The sequence below is a fragment of the Imperialibacter sp. genome (assembly GCF_040222815.1).
In the GTDB taxonomy this organism is placed as follows: Bacteria; Bacteroidota; Bacteroidia; order Cytophagales; family Cyclobacteriaceae; genus Imperialibacter.
On sequence record NZ_JAVKCH010000048.1, the window covers coordinates 379,328 to 400,602 of the forward strand.

A 21,275-nucleotide genomic window follows, 5' to 3' on the forward strand; every position below is an offset into this window, starting at 1 on the left:
TTACCCACTTTTCCTGACTTTATTTCTCACTCTAAACAAACGGATCAATTTTGGCACGTATTCTTCTTCGGTACTTATAGAAAGGTAGTTGGCTTGATTTTTTTTGCACAACTTTTCAAGATCATACTGGTTTCCCTGATAGATGGTTTCCACTTTTTTACGAAAGGCAGGGGCGGAAGTGTTCACCCAAATCGTTTTTTTACTTTCCTTGTCATACAATGGCACTATACCCAACCTTGGGAAATGCGTTTCTCTTCTGTCGCTCAGGTGGATCACCACAAGGTCGTGTTTTTTTGCTAAAGCCTTAATACCTTGCTGATAGTCATCGTCCACAAAATCGGAGATCATAATGATCACGCTTTTGCGATGAATCATATTCATGGCGCTTCTTATGCCCAGATTTAGATTGGTACCTGTTGATGATGGCTTCAGATTGAACAAGCTATCGATAATTTGATAGGCATGTCTTAGCCCCTTAGCTGGCTTGATATATTTTTCTTTTTGGTCAGAATAGCACAGCACACCGACCTGGCTGCCTTCCTTTATGGCTGAAAGAGCCAAAAGCCCACAGAGCTCTTTTCCAATATCTATTTTCTGCTGCCCGTCGGCACCAATTTCCTGAGAGGCACTTACGTCGAGAATGAAGAAGACCGTCTGCTCCTTTTCCTCCTTGAATGTTTTCACAAAGGTGCCGTGCCCTTTGGCAGTGACATTCCAGTCTATGGTTCTGATATCATCTCCGTACTGGTATTGACGCACGTCGTCAAACTCCAGGCCGGAGCCTTTAAAGATCGAATGAAAATCTCCCTGCATTTGTGAGGTGATTGCCTTCCTGATCTCAATCTCATATCTTCGCAGCTTCTTGAGGAAATCCTTCATCACTCTTGGTTTGGGGTTTAAAGTTAGAATTTATTTAGCTAAATTTTGTCGGTGAAAAATGTTTTTTGGAGCCTTGGTGGCCTTTTCTTTATATCTCTCTTTGGGTGTAGCGCCAAAGAAGAAATTCCTGTGGGTATCGTTGAACCCCAACGAATGATCAGTATTCTTACTGATATACATCAGCTGGAAACTGAGGTAGCGTCGCTGAAGTTAACCTACGACTCCTCAACAGCGCTTTACAAGCAGCAGCAACAACTTTTGTTTGACAAACACAACGTGTCGGATTCGGTTTACACGCATAGTTTTGAATATTATCTTGAGCACGTGGAAATGCTCGACAAAATTTATGCAGCAGTGGTAGATAGCCTCTCAGTGAGGCGGAATATGGGCCCTCGTAAGGAGCCTGATGAATCAGGAGAGTCGCTATGAGGGTGTTTCCTGATACCTTCGAGGCCAAAACGGGCTTCGACAAAATCCGTGAAATGGTGGCCGCCAAATGCCTTAGCAGCCTCGGCACAAGGCATGTGGAGAAGATGAAGCCTTCGGACGACTTGAAGTACCTGAAAAGGCTTTTGATCCAAACTGAAGAGCTTAGGCGGTTATTTGCGGCAGGTAACAGACTGCCCGACGCCAACTACATTGATCCGGCGGAACAGCTGGCCAAAATGAAGGTTAGCGGCACTTACCTGGAGGAAGAAGAGGCCTACGATCTTAAAAGGTCACTCAGCACCATCATACAATTACAGTCAGTGCTGACAAAGCATGCCGAAGAGTGTCCGACACTTTACGGACTCTCAGGCATGGTAGATCTTCCCGCCGACGTTATCAAATGGTTTGAAGCTATTATTGATGACACAGGAAAGCTAAGGGCCAACGCCTCCAAAGATCTCATGCAAATAAGGGCTTCTATGGTCAGCGAACATTCATCGCTGAGGAGGGTAATGGATCACATAAGCAAAGACGCACAAAAACAGGGCTGGTCTCCTGACGATGGTTCTATTGCTGTGAGGGGCGGGCGTTTGGTTATTCCGGTGCTGGCAGAACACAAGCGCAAGCTGAAAGGGTTTATTCATGATGAGTCGGCAACAGGACAAACTGTGTTTATGGAGCCTGCTGAAGCCCTGGAGATCAACAACCGTATCAGGGAGTTGGAGCTGGAAGAAAGACGGGAAATCATACGAATTCTTAGAAATCTTACAGATCAACTAAGACCTCACATTCCTGCGCTTGAAAAAGCTTACCACTTTCTTGGCGCAGTTGACTTTATACGAGCGAAGGCTTTGTTTGCCATTGAAATAAATGGCTTGCTGCCTATCATAGACGAAAAGCCGGTCATTGTTTGGCACAAGGCAGTTCATCCTCTTCTTTATCTTTTGCACAAAAAGGCTCAAAAACCCATCATTCCTCTGGATATTGAGCTCGACACGGAAAAGCGCATTCTGATTATTTCGGGGCCAAATGCAGGCGGTAAGTCTGTCTGCCTGAAAACGGTCGTCCTACTGCAATACATGCTGCAGTGTGGCCTTTTGGTGCCCGTGAGAGACGACTCCGTCATGGGTGTCTTCAATAAGATCTTCATCGACATGGGCGATGAACAGTCGCTGGAAAACGACCTAAGCACCTACAGTTCTCACCTCACTTCTATGCGCTTCTTTCTGGAAAATGCAGGGGGGAAGACCTTGTTTCTGATCGATGAGTTTGGTGCTGGCACCGAGCCGCAGTTTGGTGGGGCAATCGCTGAAGGGGTGCTGGAGCAATTATATAAGAAACAGTCACTCGGAGTCATTACAACCCACTATGGCAACCTGAAGAGCATGGCCGAGAAGAATGCCGGCATCATCAACGGGGCCATGAGATACGATGTAAACCAGTTGAGGCCTTTGTATGAACTGGAGGTAGGCCGACCCGGGAGCTCGTTCGCATTGGAGATGGCTGCAAATATTGGGTTGTCAAATGCAGTGATCGAAAGAGCGAAAAGCCTCGTTGGACACTCGCAGGTAAAATTCGAAACGTTGATCAACGAATTGGAAGCCGCTAAGAATGACTTTCAAACCAGATACGAGAGTGTTAACAGGAAGAATACCGAGCTTGAAAAGGTGCTGAAGGACTACCAGGATTTGAAAGCTCATTTGGATGCAGAAAAGAGCAAGATTTTAAAGGAGGCCAAGCAAGAGGCCAAGCGTATTGTGCTGGATGCCAATAAGGCTGTAGAAAACACCATTAGAGAGATAAAAGAGAATAAGGCCGAAAAGGAAAAGACGAAAGAGGTGCGTCAAAAGCTCACAGAAATACAGGTTTCGCTCACTGAGGAAGTGGAGGAAAAGAAGCCTGTTTGGAAAACTGTGGCTGGTGAGATAAAAGTGGGCGACAAGGTCAGGATGGCCGGGCAGGAGTCGGCAGGTGAAGTGGTGTCGATTCGGGGAAAAAAAGCGGAAGTACTCATGGGAGAGTTAAAATCTCATATTGCACTTAACCGTCTTGAAAAAGTAAAATCGTCCTTACAGGGAAAAAAGACTTTCAAACGAGAGAGCGTAGGTGGTGTTTTCAAAGGGATCGACATGAACCAGAGGAGGGCCGACTTCTCGCCCAATCTGGATCTTAGAGGAAAAAGGGCTGATGAGGCCATTCAATTGGTGGACGATTTTATAGATAGCTCAGTGCTTTTCAGCATGCACGAGGTGAGGATCGTACATGGCAAGGGCGACGGCATTCTCAGAGAGGTGATCAGGCGCTACCTGAGCGGTAATAAGTTCATTGAGCGGATGGCCGACGAACATGTGGAGAGAGGTGGTAGTGGGGTGACTGTTATCAGCTTCAGACAGTAAAAAAAAGGCCCGTTCTGGGCCTTTGTACTAGTCGTATCTGAGATCGATATTAGTTAGGGAATTCAAACACCCAAGTACCGGCTACACCTTGCATACGGCCCGCACCAGTGTCTTCGATAGTGAATGTCAGACTAAGCTTGGTAGATGTTACCGAAGCAGCCATCGTAACGCCATCGCTTCTTACGATTTTGCTAATGTCTTTCTCTCCGGCTGTTGCGCCGTCACCGAATGACCAGGTACCGCTTGCTGGCCAAACTACGTCAACATTGGGTACTTCTGAGGCTGCTGGTCTACCAGTAGCTGTGTAGCTTCCACTACTTCCAGAGCCGGTAAACTTCAATCCGAAGCCATCCCACTCTGTGGCTGCTACACCATCCTGTTTTACTGCTCCGGCCGCCACTGCCCATTCCGTTCCTCCATTGAGAAGCAGTTCGAGCCGCTCGGCTACGGGATCCGGCTCTGTTGTTCCGGGATCATCCCCGCCTCCGCAACTGATAAAAATAATCAATGCGAAAATTGTTGTTGCTGTGAATAGATTAGATAGTTTGTTCATGTGGATTTAGTTATAACTAAAAATTAACCTTTTTCAAAAATAGCAGAAATTGAAAATTATACCTAATTACGGTTTAAAAAATTAAAATAGGAATAATCCAATGTTTCACTTGAATTCTTCAATTGAAATGGTGTTTCTACACATTTCATATTCATAGGACTGGTTGGAACAGATCACCACCAACCGATCCTGTAGCACAGAATTCAAGCGTTCCAAATACCAATTTATTCCATTGGTGTCTAAATTACTTGTAGGCTCATCCAGGATAAGTAGTGGCGTGGCACTCAAAAAGCTGAGAGCCAGCTTGAACCGCTGTTTCATGCCCGACGACAGATGCTTCACTTGTTTTTGTGCCGAGTCTTCCAGCCAGGCGAAGGGTAGGACGTCCTCTTTCGACTTGCCACTTTCCAATCTTTTAAGGCTGAAATGGAAGTTGACCATTTCGGTTAGCGTGAATTCCTCGATGAGCTCCAGGTAAGGTGCTGCCAGTGACGTGTACCTGTAAACCAGGTGTTCATCGAGTACTGTGCCGTCAATAGAGTGTTTTACTACCCCTTCAGAGGGAATTAACTGCCCGCTCAACACGGCTGCCAACGTGGATTTCCCGCTTCCATTTCTTCCTGTAATGGCGTATGAGGAGCCTTTTTTGAGTGTATAGTTCAAATTCTTGAAAATCCACTCACGCAAATAGCGTTTGCCGGCATTTTCAAGCACTATCTCCATGTCAGACAGCAAAACCCTTCATTATTCCTCGTTCTGAGGATTTGATAAAATCAACGATCTGATCCCTTTCATTGGAATGAGGAGTTTCTGCCAGGATTAGCTCGATTGCCTTTGAGTGATTGAGGCCTCTGAAATAGATATAGCGATAGATGTCCTGTATTTCGTTGATTTTCTCATTGCTAAAGCCCCTTCTGCGAAGACCTACAGAGTTAATGCCGCAAAAACTTAATGGCTCTCTGCCTGCCGTAGTAAATGGAGGGATGTCCTTTCTGACCAGAGAACCTCCTGATACCATCACGTGAGAGCCGATTCTGGAAAACTGGTGAACGGCTGTGGTTCCACTAATAATGGCCCAGTCATCAATCACCACATGCCCGGCTATTTGTACTGAGTTGCCAAGAATACAGTTATTGCCAATCGCACAATCGTGGGCAACGTGTGCATAGGCCATGATCAGGCAGTCGCTGCCCACCACAGTCTTTAGCTTGTCGGAAGTGCCCCGGCTAATAGTGACAAATTCTCTTATGGACGTGCCGTCACCGATAAAGGTCTCAGTTGATTCTCCTTTGAATTTAAGATCCTGAGGCACCGTTGAAATGGAGGCACCGTTGAATATTTTTACGTTTTTGCCAATCCGGGCCCCCTCGTAAATTACCGCATGTGAGCCAATCCAGGTGCCTTCGCCAATCTCCACATTGTGATGGATCACAGCGAAGGGCTCAATGGTTACATTGGGCCCTACCTTGGCTTCAGGATGAACATATGCTAGCGGGTGGATCATACGTCTTTTCTAACTATGCTGGCGGTCATTGCACCTTCACAAACCAGGTTGGAGCCAACATAGGCTTCGCCTCTCATTTTGGCAATTCCTCTTTTGATAGGTGCCAAAAGTTCACAACGAATTACCAGGGTGTCACCAGGAAGCACCATTTTTCTGAATCTGAAGCCTTCGATCCCCAGAAAGTAAGTCCAGTAGTTTTCTGGGTCTGGCACGGTGTTCAGTACCAATATACCACCTATTTGCGCCATTGCCTCTACCTGAAGCACTCCGGGCATTACCGGATTGCCAGGAAAATGACCCTGGAAGAAGGGCTCGTTATAGGTTACATTCTTTACGCCTGCTACCCACTTCTCGTCCAGATGAAATATTTTATCGATCAAAAGGAATGGATACCGATGCGGAAGTATGTTAGTAATCTTATTGATGTCTAATACCGGCGGTATTTTCGGGTCATAGTAAGGTACGCCATCGTTGGTGGAGCTCTGCATCACCTTCTTGAGCTTCTTGGCAAAAGCTACATTGGCAGCATGACCAGGTCTGGCAGCCAAAATCTGAGCTTTAATTGGGCGACCAACAAGCGCAAGATCTCCCATCACATCCAACAGCTTATGTCTGGCAGGTTCGTTTTTGTATCGGAGGTCAACATTGTTGAGGATGCCTTCTTTTTTCACCTGCACTTTAGGCTTTCCTAATAGTTTCGCAAGGCTGTCGAGCTCGTGTTCTTCCACAACCCTGTCCACTACCACAATCGCATTGCTTAGGTCACCACCTTTAATCAGATTGTTTTTATGCAGCATTTCTAACTCATGCAAAAAGCAGAACGTACGGCACGAAGCAATCTCAGTGGCAAACTCGCCGACATTGGTTAACGTGGCATGCTGGCTTCCGAGCACCGGCGAGTTGTAGTCGACCATCACGGTTACCCTGTAGTCGTCCAGCGGGAGGGCAGCAATTTCTATTTCGTTGGTCTTGTCTCTGTAGAAGATGCTTTCAGGCACCTCAAAAAAGTTTCGTTGAGCATTTTGCTCTTCAACTCCTACTCTTTGAATCGCTTCTACAAACAGCAACGCACTTCCGTCCATAATCGGCACTTCCGGGCCGTCAAGCTGGATCAACACATTGTCTATTTCCAAGCCCACCAAAGCAGCTAAAGCATGCTCGGTTGTGCTTACCCTGGCGCCGTTTTGTTCCAGAGTAGTACCACGGGAAACATCGACAACTAAGTCAGCATCGGCATCAATAGTTGGCTGGTCTTCAAGGTCTACCCTTTGAAACTTTATGCCGTGGTTGGGTGGGGCCGGCACAAATGTCATTGTGGTATGGACACCGGTGTGTAAGCCTACGCCTGAAACGGTTACTTTCTCTTTTACGGTTTGCTGCCTAATGTTCATCGTCTGTCTTTAGCGACGTCAAATTTATAATTTTTTCTTCAAGTTCTCTGATCTTCTGGTTTAGTTCAGGAAGTCTTTTGAAAAGCATAGCGGACTTCATGTACTGCAAATGATCAAATGCGGGGCTCCCAAAAAGGATTTTCCCTTCTTCCTTAATGGACTTGCTGATGCCGGATTGTGCGGCAATTTTTGTCCGGGGCCCAAGTTGAATATGGCCCGCAAGCCCTACCTGTCCTCCGATCATGCTGTATTCGCCAACTTTCGAAGACCCTGAAATACCTGTTTGAGAAGCTATCACGGTGTGCTTCCCGATTTCCACATTGTGACCGATCTGAACAAGGTTATCAAGTTTTACGCCCTCTCTTATGATAGTGGAATCGAAGGTGGCGCAGTCAATGGTGGTGTTGGCACCAATGCTTACGTGGTCTTCCAGCACCACATTCCCCACTTGCGGAATTGTTTTGTAGCTACCATCGGCCTGAGGAGCAAATCCAAACCCGTCGCTACCAATGACAGCACCGGAATGGATCGTACAATGGTTTCCAATTTTCGTTCTGGCGTAGATTTTTGCGCCTGCATAGATAATGGTGTTGTTGCCAACAGTTACGTCGTCGCCTATGTAGCTGTTTGGATAGATTTTTACATTATCACCAAGCCTGACATTTTTTCCGACATAAGAGAAGGCCCCTCTATAGGTGTTTTCGCCCTCCGTGGCTGTATCAGCAAAAAAGGATGGTTGCTCAATCCCCAATTTTTGAAAGCTGACCAATTTATGGTACTCTTCCAGTAGTGCTGTAAAACTTAAGTATGGATCGTCGACAAGGATTAGACCGGCCGAAATTTCGCCTTTTGGTTTAAAGCCTTTGCTGACGATCACAGCCGATGCTGTGGTCTTGTAGATGAAAGGCTCGTATTTAGGATTAGACAAAAAGGTAATTGCCCCTTCGCCACCCTCTTCAATTTTGCCTACTCTGTTTACTTTTACTTGACCGTTGCCTTTTAGCTCGCCATTAAGAATGTGAGCGATTTGTGCCAGGGTAAATTCCATGCGAAATGGGCCTCAAATTTCTGTGTTACAAAGATACAATTTTGGGCCAGCATAGATAGTGTTTAGTTACGATTTTGCTCATGGCCTTAATGTTTGGGAGGTCTGACGCAGTGGCAACATCGACAATTTGCCCTGCTTTTGTTAAAATATTGATGGTCTGTCCTTCTGCAATATAAGCTTTGTTGCTGATACTCCCCTTGCCGATAAAGTAGTTGGCTTCGTCATCGTTTACACCCAGTTGAGATTGAATTTTCGTCTTCAGCCCTTCCGCTACCGACTCCTCAATTTTATCATTCGACATCACAATCTGGAATAGCTTGCGTTGCAGCAGCATGGTGGAGAGCATGCTCAGCACCTTGTCGTCGTAACTGGTCCAGAATTTCACAGAGCCCCAAATGTCGTAGTCGTCGAGGGACGCAAAAACATCAAGGAGATCGGGGTCGTCCTGAAGATCTTTTAGTGCGATGTTTCTTTCGAGAAAAATGCTGAAGGCTGGTGTCGCTTTAATAGATGTGCCGTTTTGCACCAGCCACTTGGCTCGTTTAATGAGCTGAATCATCATTTTTTCCGACGCCACTGAGGTTTTGTGAAGATATACCTGCCAGTACATGAGCCGTCTTGCACTCAGAAAATTTTCAATACTGTAAATTCCTTTTTCTTCCACTACTAACTGCCCATCCCGGATGTCGAGCATCTTGATGATTCGGTCAGCGCCAATGGTACCTTCGGAAACCCCCGTGAAAAAGCTATCTCTTTTCAGGTAGTCAAGCCGATCTATGTCAAGTTGACTTGCAACCAGTTGGTTAAAAAAGGTGCGATGGTATTTATTCTTGAAAATTTCGAAGGCAAGAGTAAGCTTTCCTTCAAAATACTCGTTAAGCTTACTGATAAGAAGAACGGATATGTGCTCATGACCGATGCCATTCATTAAGCTAAACTCCAGCGTATGCGAAAATGGGCCGTGGCCGATATCATGAAGTAAAATGGCAATGAGTGCCGCTTCGTATTCTTCGGGAGAAATTTCGTGACCTTTGCTCCTGAGGTTGTCGAGGGTAATGGTCATTAAATGCATGGCCCCCAGCGCATGATGAAACCTGGTATGAAGTGCTCCCGGATAAACAAAGTCACTCAGCCCGAGCTGTTTGATTCTTCTTAACCGCTGAAAGTAAGGGTGTTGGATAATATCAAAAATCAGATCGCTTTGTATGGTGATAAAACCATATACCGGATCGTTTATTATTTTCTTTTTGTTCAAACTAGTTGTACTGAATTTTGGGTGTAAATTGATCACTCAGCTTCTTAAAGTAAAGCCACTATGCAAAAATATTCCATTCTTTGGGCCGATGACGAAATAGACCTGCTTAAACCTCACATCTTATTTCTTGAAAGCAAGGGATACAAAGTCACACCGGTGATTAGTGGTGCAGATGCGTTGGATCAATGCGATCATAACGATTTTGATATTGTGTTCCTCGATGAAAACATGCCCGGAATGACGGGGCTGGAAACGTTGAGTTATATTAAATCGACCCATCCAAGTCTTCCTGTGGTGATGATCACCAAGAGTGAAGAGGAAGAGATCATGGAGGGAGCGATAGGAGCAAAAATCGCCGACTATCTTATCAAGCCACTTAATCCGAATCAAATCCTTCTGTCTGTCAAGAAAATCCTCGATAACCGCAGACTGGTGAGCGAGCATACTAACCAAAGCTATCAGCAGGACTTTCGGAACATAAGTATGGCTTTCAGTGAGCATATGGACTACGAAGAGTGGGTGGAGGTGTACAAGAAGCTGGTGTATTGGGAGCTGGAAATTGAAAATACAGAGGATAAAAGCATGGCTGAGGTGCTCGAAATGCAAAAAGCAGAAGCGAGCAAAAACTTCACTAAGTTCATAGCCGACTACTATAAGGACTGGCTTAACGATCCAGAGTCCAAAAAGCCAATGCTTTCACATCAGCTCATGAAGAAAAAGGTATTTCCTCAGCTGAAAGAAAATGACCCGTTGTTTTTTATAGTGATAGACAACCTTAGGTATGATCAGTGGGAGATCTTAGAGCCTGTGATTTCTCAATACTTTAATATTAAGGAGAAGGAAACTTATTTTTCTATTCTCCCCACAACCACAGCCTATGCCCGCAATGCGATATTTTCTGGCATGCTACCGAGTGAAATGGAAAAACATCATCCTGATCTTTGGGTGGGAGAGGATACGGACGATGGCAAAAACAACCATGAAGAAGACTTTCTGAAGCGGCAAATTCAGCGCAACAGGTTGAATATTAAGTCATCATATCACAAGATAATTCATGTAAATCAGGGCAAGCATTTGTTGGACAATTTCAACAACCTGATGAATAATGATCTTAATGTGATCGTTTATAATTTTGTGGACATGCTGTCGCACGCCCGCACTGACCTGGAAATGATCAGAGAACTGGCTCCCGATGAAGCTGCCTACCGGTCTATTACCAAATCATGGTTTGAACACTCGCCGCTTTTGGATGCGCTAAAAAAGATATCTGAAAAGAAATGCAGGACAATTATTACCACCGACCATGGTACGGTCAGGGTGAAAAAGCCTTTCAAGATTGTTGGCGATAAAAACACCAATACTAACCTGCGCTACAAGCAAGGCAAGAATCTTGGATACGATGGGCAGGATGTCTTTGTCGCCAAAAAGCCTGAAGAGATGTTTCTACCAAAGGTGAATGTTTCTACTTCTTACGTTTTTGCTGTAGAGGATTATTTCTTCGCCTATCCCAATAACTACAATTATTATGTCAATTTTTATAAGGACACCTTCCAGCATGGTGGAGTTTCCCTAGAAGAGATGATTATTCCTATTATTTACCTGACACCCAAGGGAGGCTGAGTTGACTACAGAATTGTTTTGTGAGGATATTTCTCAGCTTCCGGAGATTGCCGGTCAAATCATTGGACTGGCAGGCAAAAATAAGGTGTGGATTTTTGAGGGCGAGTTGGGCACCGGCAAAACCACACTTATTAAAGAAATTTGCGAGCAACTGAAAGTGGTTGACAATGTGAATAGCCCGACTTTTTCGATCGTGAATGAATACGAAAACACTGAAGGGGAGACTATTTATCACTTTGATTTTTATCGGATCAAGTCTGAGTCGGAGGCGGCTGATATTGGTGTAGATGAGTATTTTTATTCGGGGAATTATTGTTTCGTCGAGTGGCCTTCTAAAATTCCCTCGTTGCTGCCCGAAGAATACCTCAAAATTACCCTTATCTTAGTGTCAGGAAACCAACGGAAGATTTTGCTCGAGACATATGGCTGACAAGTACCGAAAGGAAGTGGAGGAACTAGCGAAAGAACAATCCCTGTATCCGCAGGAATCACTTCTGAAGGTAAGAGAGGGCGATAAATCCCTTTTTATAGGCATCCCCCGTGAGCGGTCGCTTCAGGAGAATAGAGTGGCGCTGAAGCCATCCTCAGTAGCTGTTTTAGCAGCCGGAGGTCACGAGGTTTGGGTAGAGACCGGTGCAGGAAAAGCTGCCAAATTCCTTGATAAGGACTATAGCGAGGCTGGCGCAAAAATTGTTTATTCTGCCAAAGAAGTTTATTCAGCCGACATTATGCTCAAAGTAGAGCCGCCCATGTCGGAGGAAATTAGTTACATGAAAAGTGGCCAAACACTATTTTCCGCCATTCAAACAGGCCGTCAGTCGGCTCATTTCATCAACGCACTCAATGAAAAGAAAGTAACTGCCCTGGCCTATGAGTTAATTGAAGACAAGGTAGGTGGACTGCCGTTGGTAAGGGCTATGAGCGAAATTGCAGGCAGCACAGTCATGCTCATAGCAGCGGAGTACCTCAGCAATGTGAATGGGGGGCAGGGAGTAGTTGTCGGAGGCATTACGGGCGTGCCACCCACACAGGTAGTTATCCTGGGGTCGGGAACGGTAGCTGAGCATGCCGCAAGAGCTGCACTCGGTCTCGGAGCGGATATTCAAATTTTCGACAACCATATTTATAAGTTACGGCGTGTAAAGCATGCCCTTGGTCAGCAGGTGTACACGTCCACCCTCGATCATGCCACTTTGCTGACAGCCCTGAAAAACGCCGATGTGGTCATTGGGGCCATGAGAGTCGAGAAGGGGAGGAACAAATGCGTGGTGACTGAAGAAATGGTGATGGAGATGAAACAAGATTCTATCATCATTGATGTTACCATCGATCAGGGGGGCTGCATAGAAACAGCAGAATTGACAACTCACAACGATCCGGTTTTTAGAAAACACGGAGTTATTCACTACTGCGTGCCCAATATCGCTTCCAGAGTGGCGAGAACCGCCTCTACAGCGCTTAGCAATATATTCACTCCAGTGCTAATGCAAATAGCCGAAGTGGGGGGCGTTGGCGACATGATATTTACTCACAAGTGGTTCATGAAAGGCGTATATACCTTCAAGGGAAGCCTCACCAACCCTCATCTTGCCCGCAAGTTCAATCTTAAGTACAAAGATTTAAATTTATTAATGGCGGCAAGATTCTAACTTGTTCTATTTGTAAGCTATCATATACCTCACCTTATTATATCGTAAAGTGGGCGTTTTAAAAAATGAATAGAGCAAGGATAATCATCTGTTTGATTCTCTTGTCGGGCCTTCTGAATCATAGGCACCTTATCGCTCAAGCATTGTCCACCGAGGGTAAAGAATTTTGGCTTGGTTATATGGATAATTGGCTTCAGGATCCAAATAACCCCATTCGCCTCGAATTGTACATCAGCGCCGATGATACTACATCTGGCATAGTAGACATGCCTCTGGTTAGCGGCTGGCAGCCTCTACAGTTTACTGTGATTCCTGGCGTTACCACTTCTCTAAGCGTCCCCACAAATGTTGCCATGGCTTTTGGGTCTGGTTTAGTCCAAAACAAAGGCATTCATATCACCACCGAGAAGAACGTAAGCGTATATGCCATAAACAAAAGGCAGTACAGCGCAGATATGGCGCTTATTTTACCTGTTTACTCATTGGGTAGCGACTATTTTGCCATGTCCCACTGGGAAAGTGGCAACAGAGACAATAATTCTCATTCAGACTCGGAACTGCTCATCGTGGCAGTTAGCGATGGCACAGAAATAGAAATTACGCCAAGCGTGAATGCCATTGGAGCGCACCCTGCCGGAACTCCTTTTCTTGTTACGTTGAATCAGGGTCAAGTGTATCAGTTGCAGGCCGGAAGCGACCTTACGGGCACCCACATCCGGTCAGTGAACACGGTGGAAGGTACCTGTAGCAACTTTGCAGTTTTTGGCGGTAATCGATATACCAAAGTAGGCCAATGCGAGCATCCCGATGGGCACGATCACTTATTTGCCCAGATGTATCCGGTTGATACCTGGGGAAAAGAATACATCACCGTTCCGTTTGCTTCTCGTTTGGGCGGCGACCTGGTGAAAGTACTGGCTGCAGAAGAAGGCACAAATGTTACCGTTAATAACGTAGCCTATGAGCTGGCTCGGGGAGAGTTCAAAAGTTTCATTCAACGAGAGGTGACCGCAGTTAAGTCCGATAAACCTGTTTCCGTGGCTCAGTTCAGCCTGAGCCAGGGTTGCGATGGAACAACGGGAGATCCATTTGTGGTGATGATTAGTCCGAATGAACAACTCATGAAGAAAATCACCTTCAATGCTCCGTCAATAGCCACTATTTCGAAATACGAAGTCACGATCATTTCGCCTTCATCCAGCACGGCGAGCCTTACATTCGATAATAACGATATCAGCAGCAGGTTTGCAGAAGTACCTCAAAGTCCAGGCTACTCATTTGCTACATTGCAGTCATCCGGTGGCAATCACACTATACGATCGGGCGGTGATGGGTTCATTGCTTATGTGTATGGCTACGGTAATAACGAATCATTTGGATATCCAACCGGGGCAGCTTTGGGCAACCTAAAGGTAGATTTTAACATTATAAGCACTACTGGTCAGCTATTGGCTAAAGATAGTCTGTGTCCCACTACCTCGATTTATTTCGAACCCGTCAGCGAGTTTGAGTTTGATCACTACGTGTGGGATTTCGGCGACGACTCCACCTTGATCAGTGACAGCAAACAGGCGGTAGCGCACGCATACGCAGAACCCGGAGAGTACCTGATCCGGCTTGTTGCGTCCACAGGTCTGGGCGAATGTGGCAATGGAAATCAAGAGACGAGCATCAAATTGGTCAACGCACGCTATCCGAGTGTTGAAGTGCTGGGGCCAAGATCGGTGTGCCCAAATACACACAATGTTGTTTACAAGGTGGAGAATGGTGGGGGCTATGCCCTCACCTGGAGGGTTGAAGGTGGCACTGTGAACTCGTTCAACGGAGATAGCATATCTGTAAATTGGGGGCAAACATCCAGTACTGCTTTTGTAGGCGTTGTAGCAACAAATAGGTTTGGCTGTGCGGGTGCGCAAAGTATTTTCCCCGTCAAAATAAACGTTCAACTCGATCCGGAGGCCCCCTTTGGGCCCGACAGCCTCTGTGTGAGCAGTGCAAAGGCCATTCCTTACGACACTTACTTTACCGAAGGCTCCACCTACAATTGGCAGGTGTCGAATGGCAGTATAGCGAGTGGGCAAGGCAAACACCAGGTAAATATCGACTGGCTTGAGCCCGGCTACGGGTGGGTCTGGTTCGAACAACTGACTTCTACTGACACGCTGTGCGCTGGTTTTTCAGATTCACTGCAAGTTTATCTTCAACGTGAGCCTTCCGGAGAAGCAATCATTGACCGGAAGCCAGAGAGGCCTTATGTTTTACAGGAAACAGTGTTTCAGCTGCATGCCGATCCTCTTTTCACATTAGTCAATTGGGATTTTGGCGACGGAACAACCCTTGATAGCATACCAGTTAATGATAAGGTAACGCACACTTACCCCTGCCAGGGAGTGTATGATGTCACAGCTCTTGCTTACGACTCGGCTATTCTGTGTAATACAGAAGCTAGGGTGTTAAACCAGATCACAGTGCTAGCTCCACCGCTTGAGCTCCTCAGGGTTACACATAGTGAAGAGGTCGATAACGCCATTCAAATAGACTGGACTGGATTGGCGGCAGTTGAAGGATATGACAAACCACAATTTCTTTACCGTCGAACTAACTCGCCTGTCGCTTCAGCCTGGAGGATACTGGCAACTTTGACCGACGGTGAATCCGAATATCTAGATCAGAGCCTGTTGGAGACAAAGAACAATAGCTATGCCTACAGGCTGGAGACCAACACCAATTGCGAAGAGAGTATTGCCACTAGTGTCCATGAAAGCATTTTGCTAACTGGCGGCGTTAGTGACGATCATACCAGTGGTTCTATTATGTGGAACGATTATGCCGGGTGGCAGCATGGCACAAAGCGCTATGAAGTTTGGAGGCAGGTTGATGATGGTGAGTTTGAACTACTGGAGACTGTCACAGGGAATAGCTTTGATTTTTCTTATGGGGAAGATGGTTTCACCTACTGCTTCAGGGTGAAGGCGTTTGAACAAGACGGCAATAACCAATGGTCACTTTCCAACGAGGCTTGTGTCAACTTTGAGCCAAAAGTATTTGCCTACAATGTTTTTACGCCCAATAACGACGGGCTCAACGAATGCTTTATCATAGAGGGTGTGGAACTTTATACACAAAGCTTGTTGACTGTTGTAGATCGATCCGGTCATGAAGTTTTCAGCAAGGTTGGCTATAAAAACGATTGGGGTGGCACCCGAAACGGACAACCTCTGCCAACTGGTGTTTACTACTATGTGCTCGAACTGAATGAACCAAGAGTCGCTTTGGAAAGGGTTAATGGTGACGTCAGCATTATGCGATAGCGCAGGGGATCTTCAGCCAGCTTGCTCGTATGCTTCTTTCAACCATCCTATGGTTTCAGCCGAGATTTCGCCGGTAGACTCAAGCTTGATTCTGTGCGAACACATTGAATTCGCCGCCGTGATTTTCTCCAAAACGCTACTTGATTCGACTCCTTTTAAGTTGACCCCAATTTCGAAGCGGATTTTTGTAGCAGGCGTGAGCATGGCAAACTGCTTTTTGCGCCGCAGGCTTACGTAGGCCTTTTTCGGCGCTACTTCCACGTCGGCACCGAATTTCTTTATTTCGGCTATCAGCTGATCGTAAATGGGTTTTAAAGCCTCTTTGCCTTTATATTGTTCTGTAATCAGGTCGGCGAGGTTGGCTGCCGAGCCTGCATCGGATCCCTTCGCCTTATGAGCTACCAAATTGGCGTAGCCGTGTGTGAGGCCGTGTGTTTCCTTCAAAAGCTTTATTATTTCACCATGTTTCGAAAGACCGGTGCTTTTAACTATTGCTACCCATTCATCCAGCGACTTTCCGGAATTTTTCTCCAGGTTGTCAATCATAGTTTGTCCTGCCTGATCCATTGATCTTTCCGGTTTGATACACTTCCAATATAAGAAGGCTGAATAAAAGATGGTAAACCCGATAACCGAAGCCGCAAAAATGCCGACTCAAACCTAATATTTGGTAGCTTGACCTTTCCAAAGTCATTAACAGCAGGAAACTGTGCCAACCTTAAGCAATACAAGATAGCCGTTTGTCAATCTTTTAGGTGGTTCCTATAATTATCCAGGGTTGCCGCATTTGTGCCCTATTAAATTTAGTTATCTTGCGCTTGACGAAATAATCGTTGGTGTTTACGACACAACGCCATTGATCTTCGTTAGTATATACGATTCGACAATGAAGTTGACAAGGACATTATTTGTTGTTGCGCTTTGTTACTGGGGGCTGTTGTCCGTCGGTGTATTGTCATTGCCTCAGCACGGTGGCTTCAAAGTTGCCAATAAAGGTCATCTCAAAACCCAAATTCTCCATTCTTTCGATCTGCAAAGTGTACTGGCTGGAGAACAAGTTGAAGATGATATCAGATCCAAAAATCATCCCACCCGTGCAGTTGGCCTGGACTGGGGCTTTGTTATCGTCAATGAATCGACCTCGCTCGAAGATCAAAGAAATGTCCCTTCTTCAAATGCCTTAAAGGTATTTTCGCTCTACCATCAGTTTTTCTAAAGTAACTTTTTGACACCGGCCTTCGGTTTGATCCTGCCCTGCGCTATTGGTGCCAGGGAGATAGTTTTTTACATCTAATCATTCTCAAAAAGTTATTGCAATGAAGACAATAGAAATATTGGTCGCTTTGACCATTTTACTCCCAATCGTACTTTTTTACATCAAGAAAAAACTTAGTTCAAAAAAAACTCCACCTGATTATTTAAAAAAGATAAGCCAGGAAAACGAGTTAGATATTACCGATTTCGAGGACCTGCCCGGGAAGTTTCTGGTGATGGATACGCTGCATAAAAAACTCCTTTTCAGCAGGTATGCCAGCTCCAAAGTGCAGTCGCTGGTGATTGACCTCAGTCGCATACTAAGCTGCCGGATGGAAAAGGAAGTGATTATTACGTCCGGGCACGCCCACATAGAGAAGATAGGCCTGGTGTTTAAACACAAGTTCCACAAAGGTGAAGAAGATATTCACCTCCCTCTTTATGATAGCCATAGGGACGGGATAGACGAGGCCTTTCACTACTACGAAATAGCCAAAGGGTGGGCCAAAAGAGTGGAGCAAGGTCTCGACAAGCAAGTGCAAGTCAATTGAGTGATAGGTTAACGTACACCCTTTCGGAATTTTCGAAAGGGTGTATTTCTAGCTAGGTTTTCATCGTTAGCGCATCTATGACTACATTTGGTGGATGAAGAATTACCACCGTTCTCTGGCAAGACTTGCTGCTCTATTATTGATTTTTGTATCGGCGGTACTGTTCGAGAGCTGTAAGGCTTCCCAGTTTAAAACTCAGAAGCCCCGCACAATTAAAAAAGGAAAACCCATACCTTGTCCACTCAAGGACTGCTAATATTCAACACTAGAATTTGATGCAAAAAATAGTTATAGCTATCGATGGCTACTCAGGTTGCGGAAAAAGCACAACAGCACGAGCTGTAGCAGGTCTTTTGGGCTACATCTACATCGACACAGGCGCCATGTACAGATCGGTTACATTGTATTTTATTAACAACCATGTTTCGCTTACCGACCCCAAAGCTGTGTCAAAGGCACTCGAACAAATTGATATAACATTTCATTACAATGCTGGCAAGAAGGTGAATGAAGTGTATTTGAATGGGTTGAACGTGGAAAAAGAAATTAGGGGCATGGAGGTATCACAAAGGGTAAGTGATGTAAGTGCCATTAAAGAGGTGAGGCAGGCTTTGGTGGCTCAGCAGCGAAAAATGGGCAAGTCCAAAGGAGTGGTGATGGATGGCAGGGATATTGGTACGGTGGTATTTCCCGATGCGGACCTAAAAGTGTTTATGGTGGCAGACCTATATGTTCGTGCTGAGAGACGCCAGAGGGAGTTATTGGGCAAAGGCCAGCTTGTGGAGTTGGAGGATGTGGTCGAAAATCTACGATCCAGAGACGAAATTGACACCTCCAGAAAAGAGAGTCCCTTAAAGAAGGCAGTAAATGCTATTGAAATTGACACAACACATCTTACCTTTGAGGAACAAATAGAGCTCATTACCAACCTGGCCACGAGTAAATTAATTTCCGGAGTTGATCTAAGCAAGCATTAAAAGCTTGTATCAAGATTTTGAAATCGATCAACGACGCAAGTAGGGCGGGAAAAAGAGTTATGAACATTACTATCGACAAAAATTCTGGGTATTGTTTCGGAGTTGAATTTGCCATTAAAATGGCAGAGGATGAAATGGAAGACAATGGTCAGCTATATTGCCTGGGCGACATCGTTCACAACGACATGGAAGTCAGGCGGCTTTACGAGAAAGGTCTCCGGATTATCAGTCGGGACGACCTAAAAAACCTCCGCAATACAAGGGTACTAATAAGAGCACATGGCGAGCCGCCAGAAACTTATCAATTGGCTCTTGAAAACAATATAGAACTGATTGATGCCTCTTGCCCCGTTGTGCTTAAACTCCAGAACAGAGTGAAACACGCCTACGACAATATGAAAAAGGTGGAGGGGCAGATTGTTATTTATGGTAAAGAAGGCCACGCTGAGGTAATAGGGCTTGCCGGGCAAACCAGAGAAGAGGCTGTTATTGTTATGAGAGACGAAGACCTGGATAAACTGGATTATTCGAGGCCAATTACGCTCTTTAGCCAAACTACCAAGTCTACAAAGGGCTTCTATCATATCAAAGCGCTCATTGAAGAACGCATTCGTGAGAACAAGGGTGAGCTGCGGATTCAGGACTTTGATGCCAACGACAGCATTTGCCGACAGGTGTCGAACAGAGAGCCTCAAATGAGAAAGTTTTCGGAGGATCAGGATGTGGTGCTGTTTGTTGCCGGAAAAAAGAGTTCAAATGGCAGGGCTTTGTACGAAGTATGCCTGTCCATCAATCCAAGAAGTTATTTCATTGAGAGTGAAGAAGAGCTGGACTTGAACTGGCTTGCCGACGCTGAAAATATAGGTATTTGTGGGGCTACGTCCACTCCCATGTGGTTAATGGAGCGGGTAGCAGAATTCATTAAGGAAAAAAGTCCTAGTGAACCAACAATTGCTTAAATGTGCTGTTTATGTAAGTGAAACTGAGGGTAGTAAAAAACCTTCACACGAATAATTTCACTTACCTTTTAGTTGAGTTAAATTTTATTAATTTTGCCACGTTTTAAAGGATTTCGGTCTATTTTACCTATTGAAAATGTCTAAATTCGTAAAGCTCAAAAAAGGGTTTAATATCAATCTCGCAGGCAAGGCCGAGGAAAAAATTGGTGAAATTCAACAACCTGAGACTTTCGCAGTCAAACCAACCGACTTTCAGAGAATTACTCGCCCCAAACTACTGGTGGAAGAAGGAGCCAGCGTGAAGGCTGGTACGCCCCTGTTTTTCGACAGGCTCCAGGAAAATGTAATGTACACTTCGCCTGTTAGCGGAGAGGTTGTAGAAATAAAGAGGGGCGAGAAGAGAAAGCTTCTTGAAATCAAGATTCTTGCGGACAAAAAAATAGCATACGAGCAGTTTACCAAATTCACGGTGTCCGAAATGAGCTCTCTCACAAAGGAGAAAGCAACAGAGCTTTTGACTAAAAGTGGCGTTTGGCCAAATATTGTTCAGCGTCCTTTCGGCATCATAGCCGACCCGACCGTTACTCCTAAGGCCATATTTATTTCAGCTTTTGATACCAACCCCCTGTCTCCTGACTATGGTATCCTGTTCAAAGGACAAGATCAATTCTTTCAGGCAGGGATAGACGTTCTTAAGAAATTCACTTTAGGCATGGTGCATGTTAATATTAATGCCGATGCTGAGGTGCTTCCCATGTTCGCTCATGTGAAAGGGGCAGAGGTAAATAAGTTTTCAGGGCCGAATCCTGCCGGTAACGTGGGTATCCAAATTCACCACCTTGATCCGATTAATAAAGGAGATGTAGTTTGGACTGTTTCACCTTATGGTGTGATTCAAATAGGGAAGCTGTTTCTGGAAGGGATATACGATGCTTCTAAAGTAATAGCAGTTTGTGGGTCTGAGATAAGCAACCCGCAGTATTACAGCACTTACTCAGGAGCTAATGTTGGCAGGTTCATTGATGGTAACCTTAAATCGGATCACGTTAGGGTGATTTCAGGGAATGTGCTTTCAGGCGAGGCTGTTGGTAAAGATGGTTTTCTGGGCTATTACGCTAATCAGATAACAGTTATCCCGGAAGGAGATAAGGAGGAATTTTTGGGTTGGATACTGCCAACTTTCAATAAGCTGAGCTTTCAAAGAGCATTCGGTCTGTTTGCCAATACAAAAAGAGAGTTTGTATTAGATACGAATACGCACGGTGAGCAACGCTCATTCGTTCAATCTGGCAACCTTGAAAAGGTGTTGCCGATGGATATATATGTCACATACCTTATGAAAGCTATTTTGGCTGAGGACTATGATGACATGGAAGCTTTGGGTATTTACGAGGTTATCGAAGAAGATTTGGCACTTTGCGAATTCGTCGATGTTTCGAAAAATGATATCCAGAAAATACTCAGACAAGGACTTGACTTAATTCAATATAGCTAATCGT

19 protein-coding genes are annotated in these 21,275 nt (G+C 45.3%); 11 read left to right on the forward strand and 8 right to left on the reverse strand.

What is annotated here, in order from left to right:
- Positions 1–879, reverse strand: a complete 879-nt coding sequence (locus RIF36_RS24605; RefSeq protein ID WP_151998723.1) for a DUF58 domain-containing protein — start codon at positions 877–879, stop codon at positions 1–3.
- A 51-nt stretch (positions 880–930) separates the two neighbouring features.
- On the opposite strand from RIF36_RS24605, the gene RIF36_RS24610 reads away from it, so the two are divergent.
- Positions 931–1,308 (forward strand): DUF4296 domain-containing protein, encoded by a 378-nt coding sequence (locus RIF36_RS24610; RefSeq protein WP_350125422.1) that lies wholly within the window; start codon positions 931–933, stop codon positions 1,306–1,308.
- On the forward strand, positions 1,305–3,704 hold the full coding sequence (locus tag RIF36_RS24615) for an endonuclease MutS2 (RefSeq protein WP_350125425.1): 2,400 nt from the start codon (positions 1,305–1,307) through the stop codon (positions 3,702–3,704). Before RIF36_RS24610 ends, RIF36_RS24615 begins: the two co-directional genes overlap by 4 nt.
- A 49-nt stretch (positions 3,705–3,753) precedes the next feature.
- On the opposite strand, the gene RIF36_RS24620 is transcribed toward RIF36_RS24615, so the two are convergent.
- The 6 genes from RIF36_RS24620 to RIF36_RS24645 form a co-directional block, all read right to left on the reverse strand.
- On the reverse strand, positions 3,754–4,257 hold the full coding sequence (locus tag RIF36_RS24620; RefSeq protein ID WP_151998720.1) for a hypothetical protein: 504 nt from the start codon (positions 4,255–4,257) through the stop codon (positions 3,754–3,756).
- Between the two features lie 105 nt (positions 4,258–4,362).
- The gene (locus RIF36_RS24625) at positions 4,363–4,980 is read right to left on the reverse strand and encodes an ABC transporter ATP-binding protein (protein ID WP_350125428.1); all 618 of its coding nucleotides are present in this window, start codon (positions 4,978–4,980) and stop codon (positions 4,363–4,365) included.
- A gap of 1 nt (position 4,981) precedes the next feature.
- Positions 4,982–5,761, reverse strand: coding sequence for an acyl-ACP--UDP-N-acetylglucosamine O-acyltransferase (gene lpxA, locus RIF36_RS24630; protein WP_350072332.1), 780 nt, complete (start codon positions 5,759–5,761; stop codon positions 4,982–4,984).
- A complete protein-coding gene (locus RIF36_RS24635) occupies positions 5,758–7,152 on the reverse strand; it encodes a bifunctional UDP-3-O-[3-hydroxymyristoyl] N-acetylglucosamine deacetylase/3-hydroxyacyl-ACP dehydratase (RefSeq protein WP_350125431.1) in 1,395 nt (464 codons plus the stop codon). Before RIF36_RS24635 ends, lpxA begins: the two co-directional genes overlap by 4 nt.
- Positions 7,142–8,200, reverse strand: a complete 1,059-nt coding sequence (gene lpxD, locus RIF36_RS24640; RefSeq protein WP_350125434.1) for a UDP-3-O-(3-hydroxymyristoyl)glucosamine N-acyltransferase — start codon at positions 8,198–8,200, stop codon at positions 7,142–7,144. Before lpxD ends, RIF36_RS24635 begins: the two co-directional genes overlap by 11 nt.
- A gap of 25 nt (positions 8,201–8,225) precedes the next feature.
- Complete coding sequence (locus RIF36_RS24645) at positions 8,226–9,455, reverse strand: HD domain-containing protein (protein ID WP_350125437.1); 1,230 nt, start codon at positions 9,453–9,455, stop codon at positions 8,226–8,228.
- A gap of 60 nt (positions 9,456–9,515) precedes the next feature.
- Here RIF36_RS24645 and porX point away from each other — a divergent pair, with 60 nt between their 5' ends.
- From porX to RIF36_RS24665, 4 genes are all read left to right on the forward strand, one after another.
- Complete coding sequence (gene porX / locus RIF36_RS24650) at positions 9,516–11,075, forward strand: T9SS response regulator signal transducer PorX (RefSeq protein ID WP_350072336.1); 1,560 nt, start codon at positions 9,516–9,518, stop codon at positions 11,073–11,075.
- A gap of 1 nt (position 11,076) precedes the next feature.
- Positions 11,077–11,505, forward strand: a complete 429-nt coding sequence (gene tsaE / locus RIF36_RS24655) for a tRNA (adenosine(37)-N6)-threonylcarbamoyltransferase complex ATPase subunit type 1 TsaE (protein ID WP_350125440.1) — start codon at positions 11,077–11,079, stop codon at positions 11,503–11,505.
- Positions 11,498–12,724, forward strand: coding sequence for an alanine dehydrogenase (locus tag RIF36_RS24660; RefSeq protein ID WP_151998712.1), 1,227 nt, complete (start codon positions 11,498–11,500; stop codon positions 12,722–12,724). Before tsaE ends, RIF36_RS24660 begins: the two co-directional genes overlap by 8 nt.
- A gap of 179 nt (positions 12,725–12,903) precedes the next feature.
- Entirely contained in the window at positions 12,904–16,035 is a 3,132-nt protein-coding gene (locus RIF36_RS24665) for a T9SS type B sorting domain-containing protein (RefSeq protein WP_350125443.1), read from the forward strand.
- 12 nt (positions 16,036–16,047) lie between these two features.
- On the opposite strand, the gene RIF36_RS24670 is transcribed toward RIF36_RS24665, so the two are convergent.
- Positions 16,048–16,602: a DUF4287 domain-containing protein gene (locus tag RIF36_RS24670; protein WP_350125446.1), complete on the reverse strand. Its 555-nt coding sequence runs from the start codon at positions 16,600–16,602 to the stop codon at positions 16,048–16,050.
- 319 nt (positions 16,603–16,921) lie between these two features.
- Here RIF36_RS24670 and RIF36_RS24675 point away from each other — a divergent pair, with 319 nt between their 5' ends.
- The 5 genes from RIF36_RS24675 to RIF36_RS24695 all read left to right on the forward strand — a co-directional run bounded on the left by RIF36_RS24675 (position 16,922) and on the right by RIF36_RS24695 (position 21,271).
- Positions 16,922–17,251 (forward strand): hypothetical protein, encoded by a 330-nt coding sequence (locus RIF36_RS24675; protein ID WP_350091496.1) that lies wholly within the window; start codon positions 16,922–16,924, stop codon positions 17,249–17,251.
- Positions 17,252–17,351: 100 nt separating this feature from the next.
- Positions 17,352–17,840 carry a hypothetical protein gene (locus tag RIF36_RS24680; RefSeq protein WP_350091494.1) on the forward strand — a complete coding sequence of 163 codons (489 nt, stop codon included), beginning with the start codon at positions 17,352–17,354 and terminating at the stop codon, positions 17,838–17,840.
- Positions 17,841–18,115: 275 nt separating this feature from the next.
- Positions 18,116–18,817, forward strand: coding sequence for a (d)CMP kinase (gene cmk, locus RIF36_RS24685; protein ID WP_350091491.1), 702 nt, complete (start codon positions 18,116–18,118; stop codon positions 18,815–18,817).
- Positions 18,818–18,876: 59 nt separating this feature from the next.
- Positions 18,877–19,776: a 4-hydroxy-3-methylbut-2-enyl diphosphate reductase gene (locus tag RIF36_RS24690; protein WP_350125449.1), complete on the forward strand. Its 900-nt coding sequence runs from the start codon at positions 18,877–18,879 to the stop codon at positions 19,774–19,776.
- Between the two features lie 136 nt (positions 19,777–19,912).
- A complete protein-coding gene (locus RIF36_RS24695; RefSeq protein WP_350125452.1) occupies positions 19,913–21,271 on the forward strand; it encodes a Na(+)-translocating NADH-quinone reductase subunit A in 1,359 nt (452 codons plus the stop codon).
- Positions 21,272–21,275: the final 4 nt, after the last annotated feature.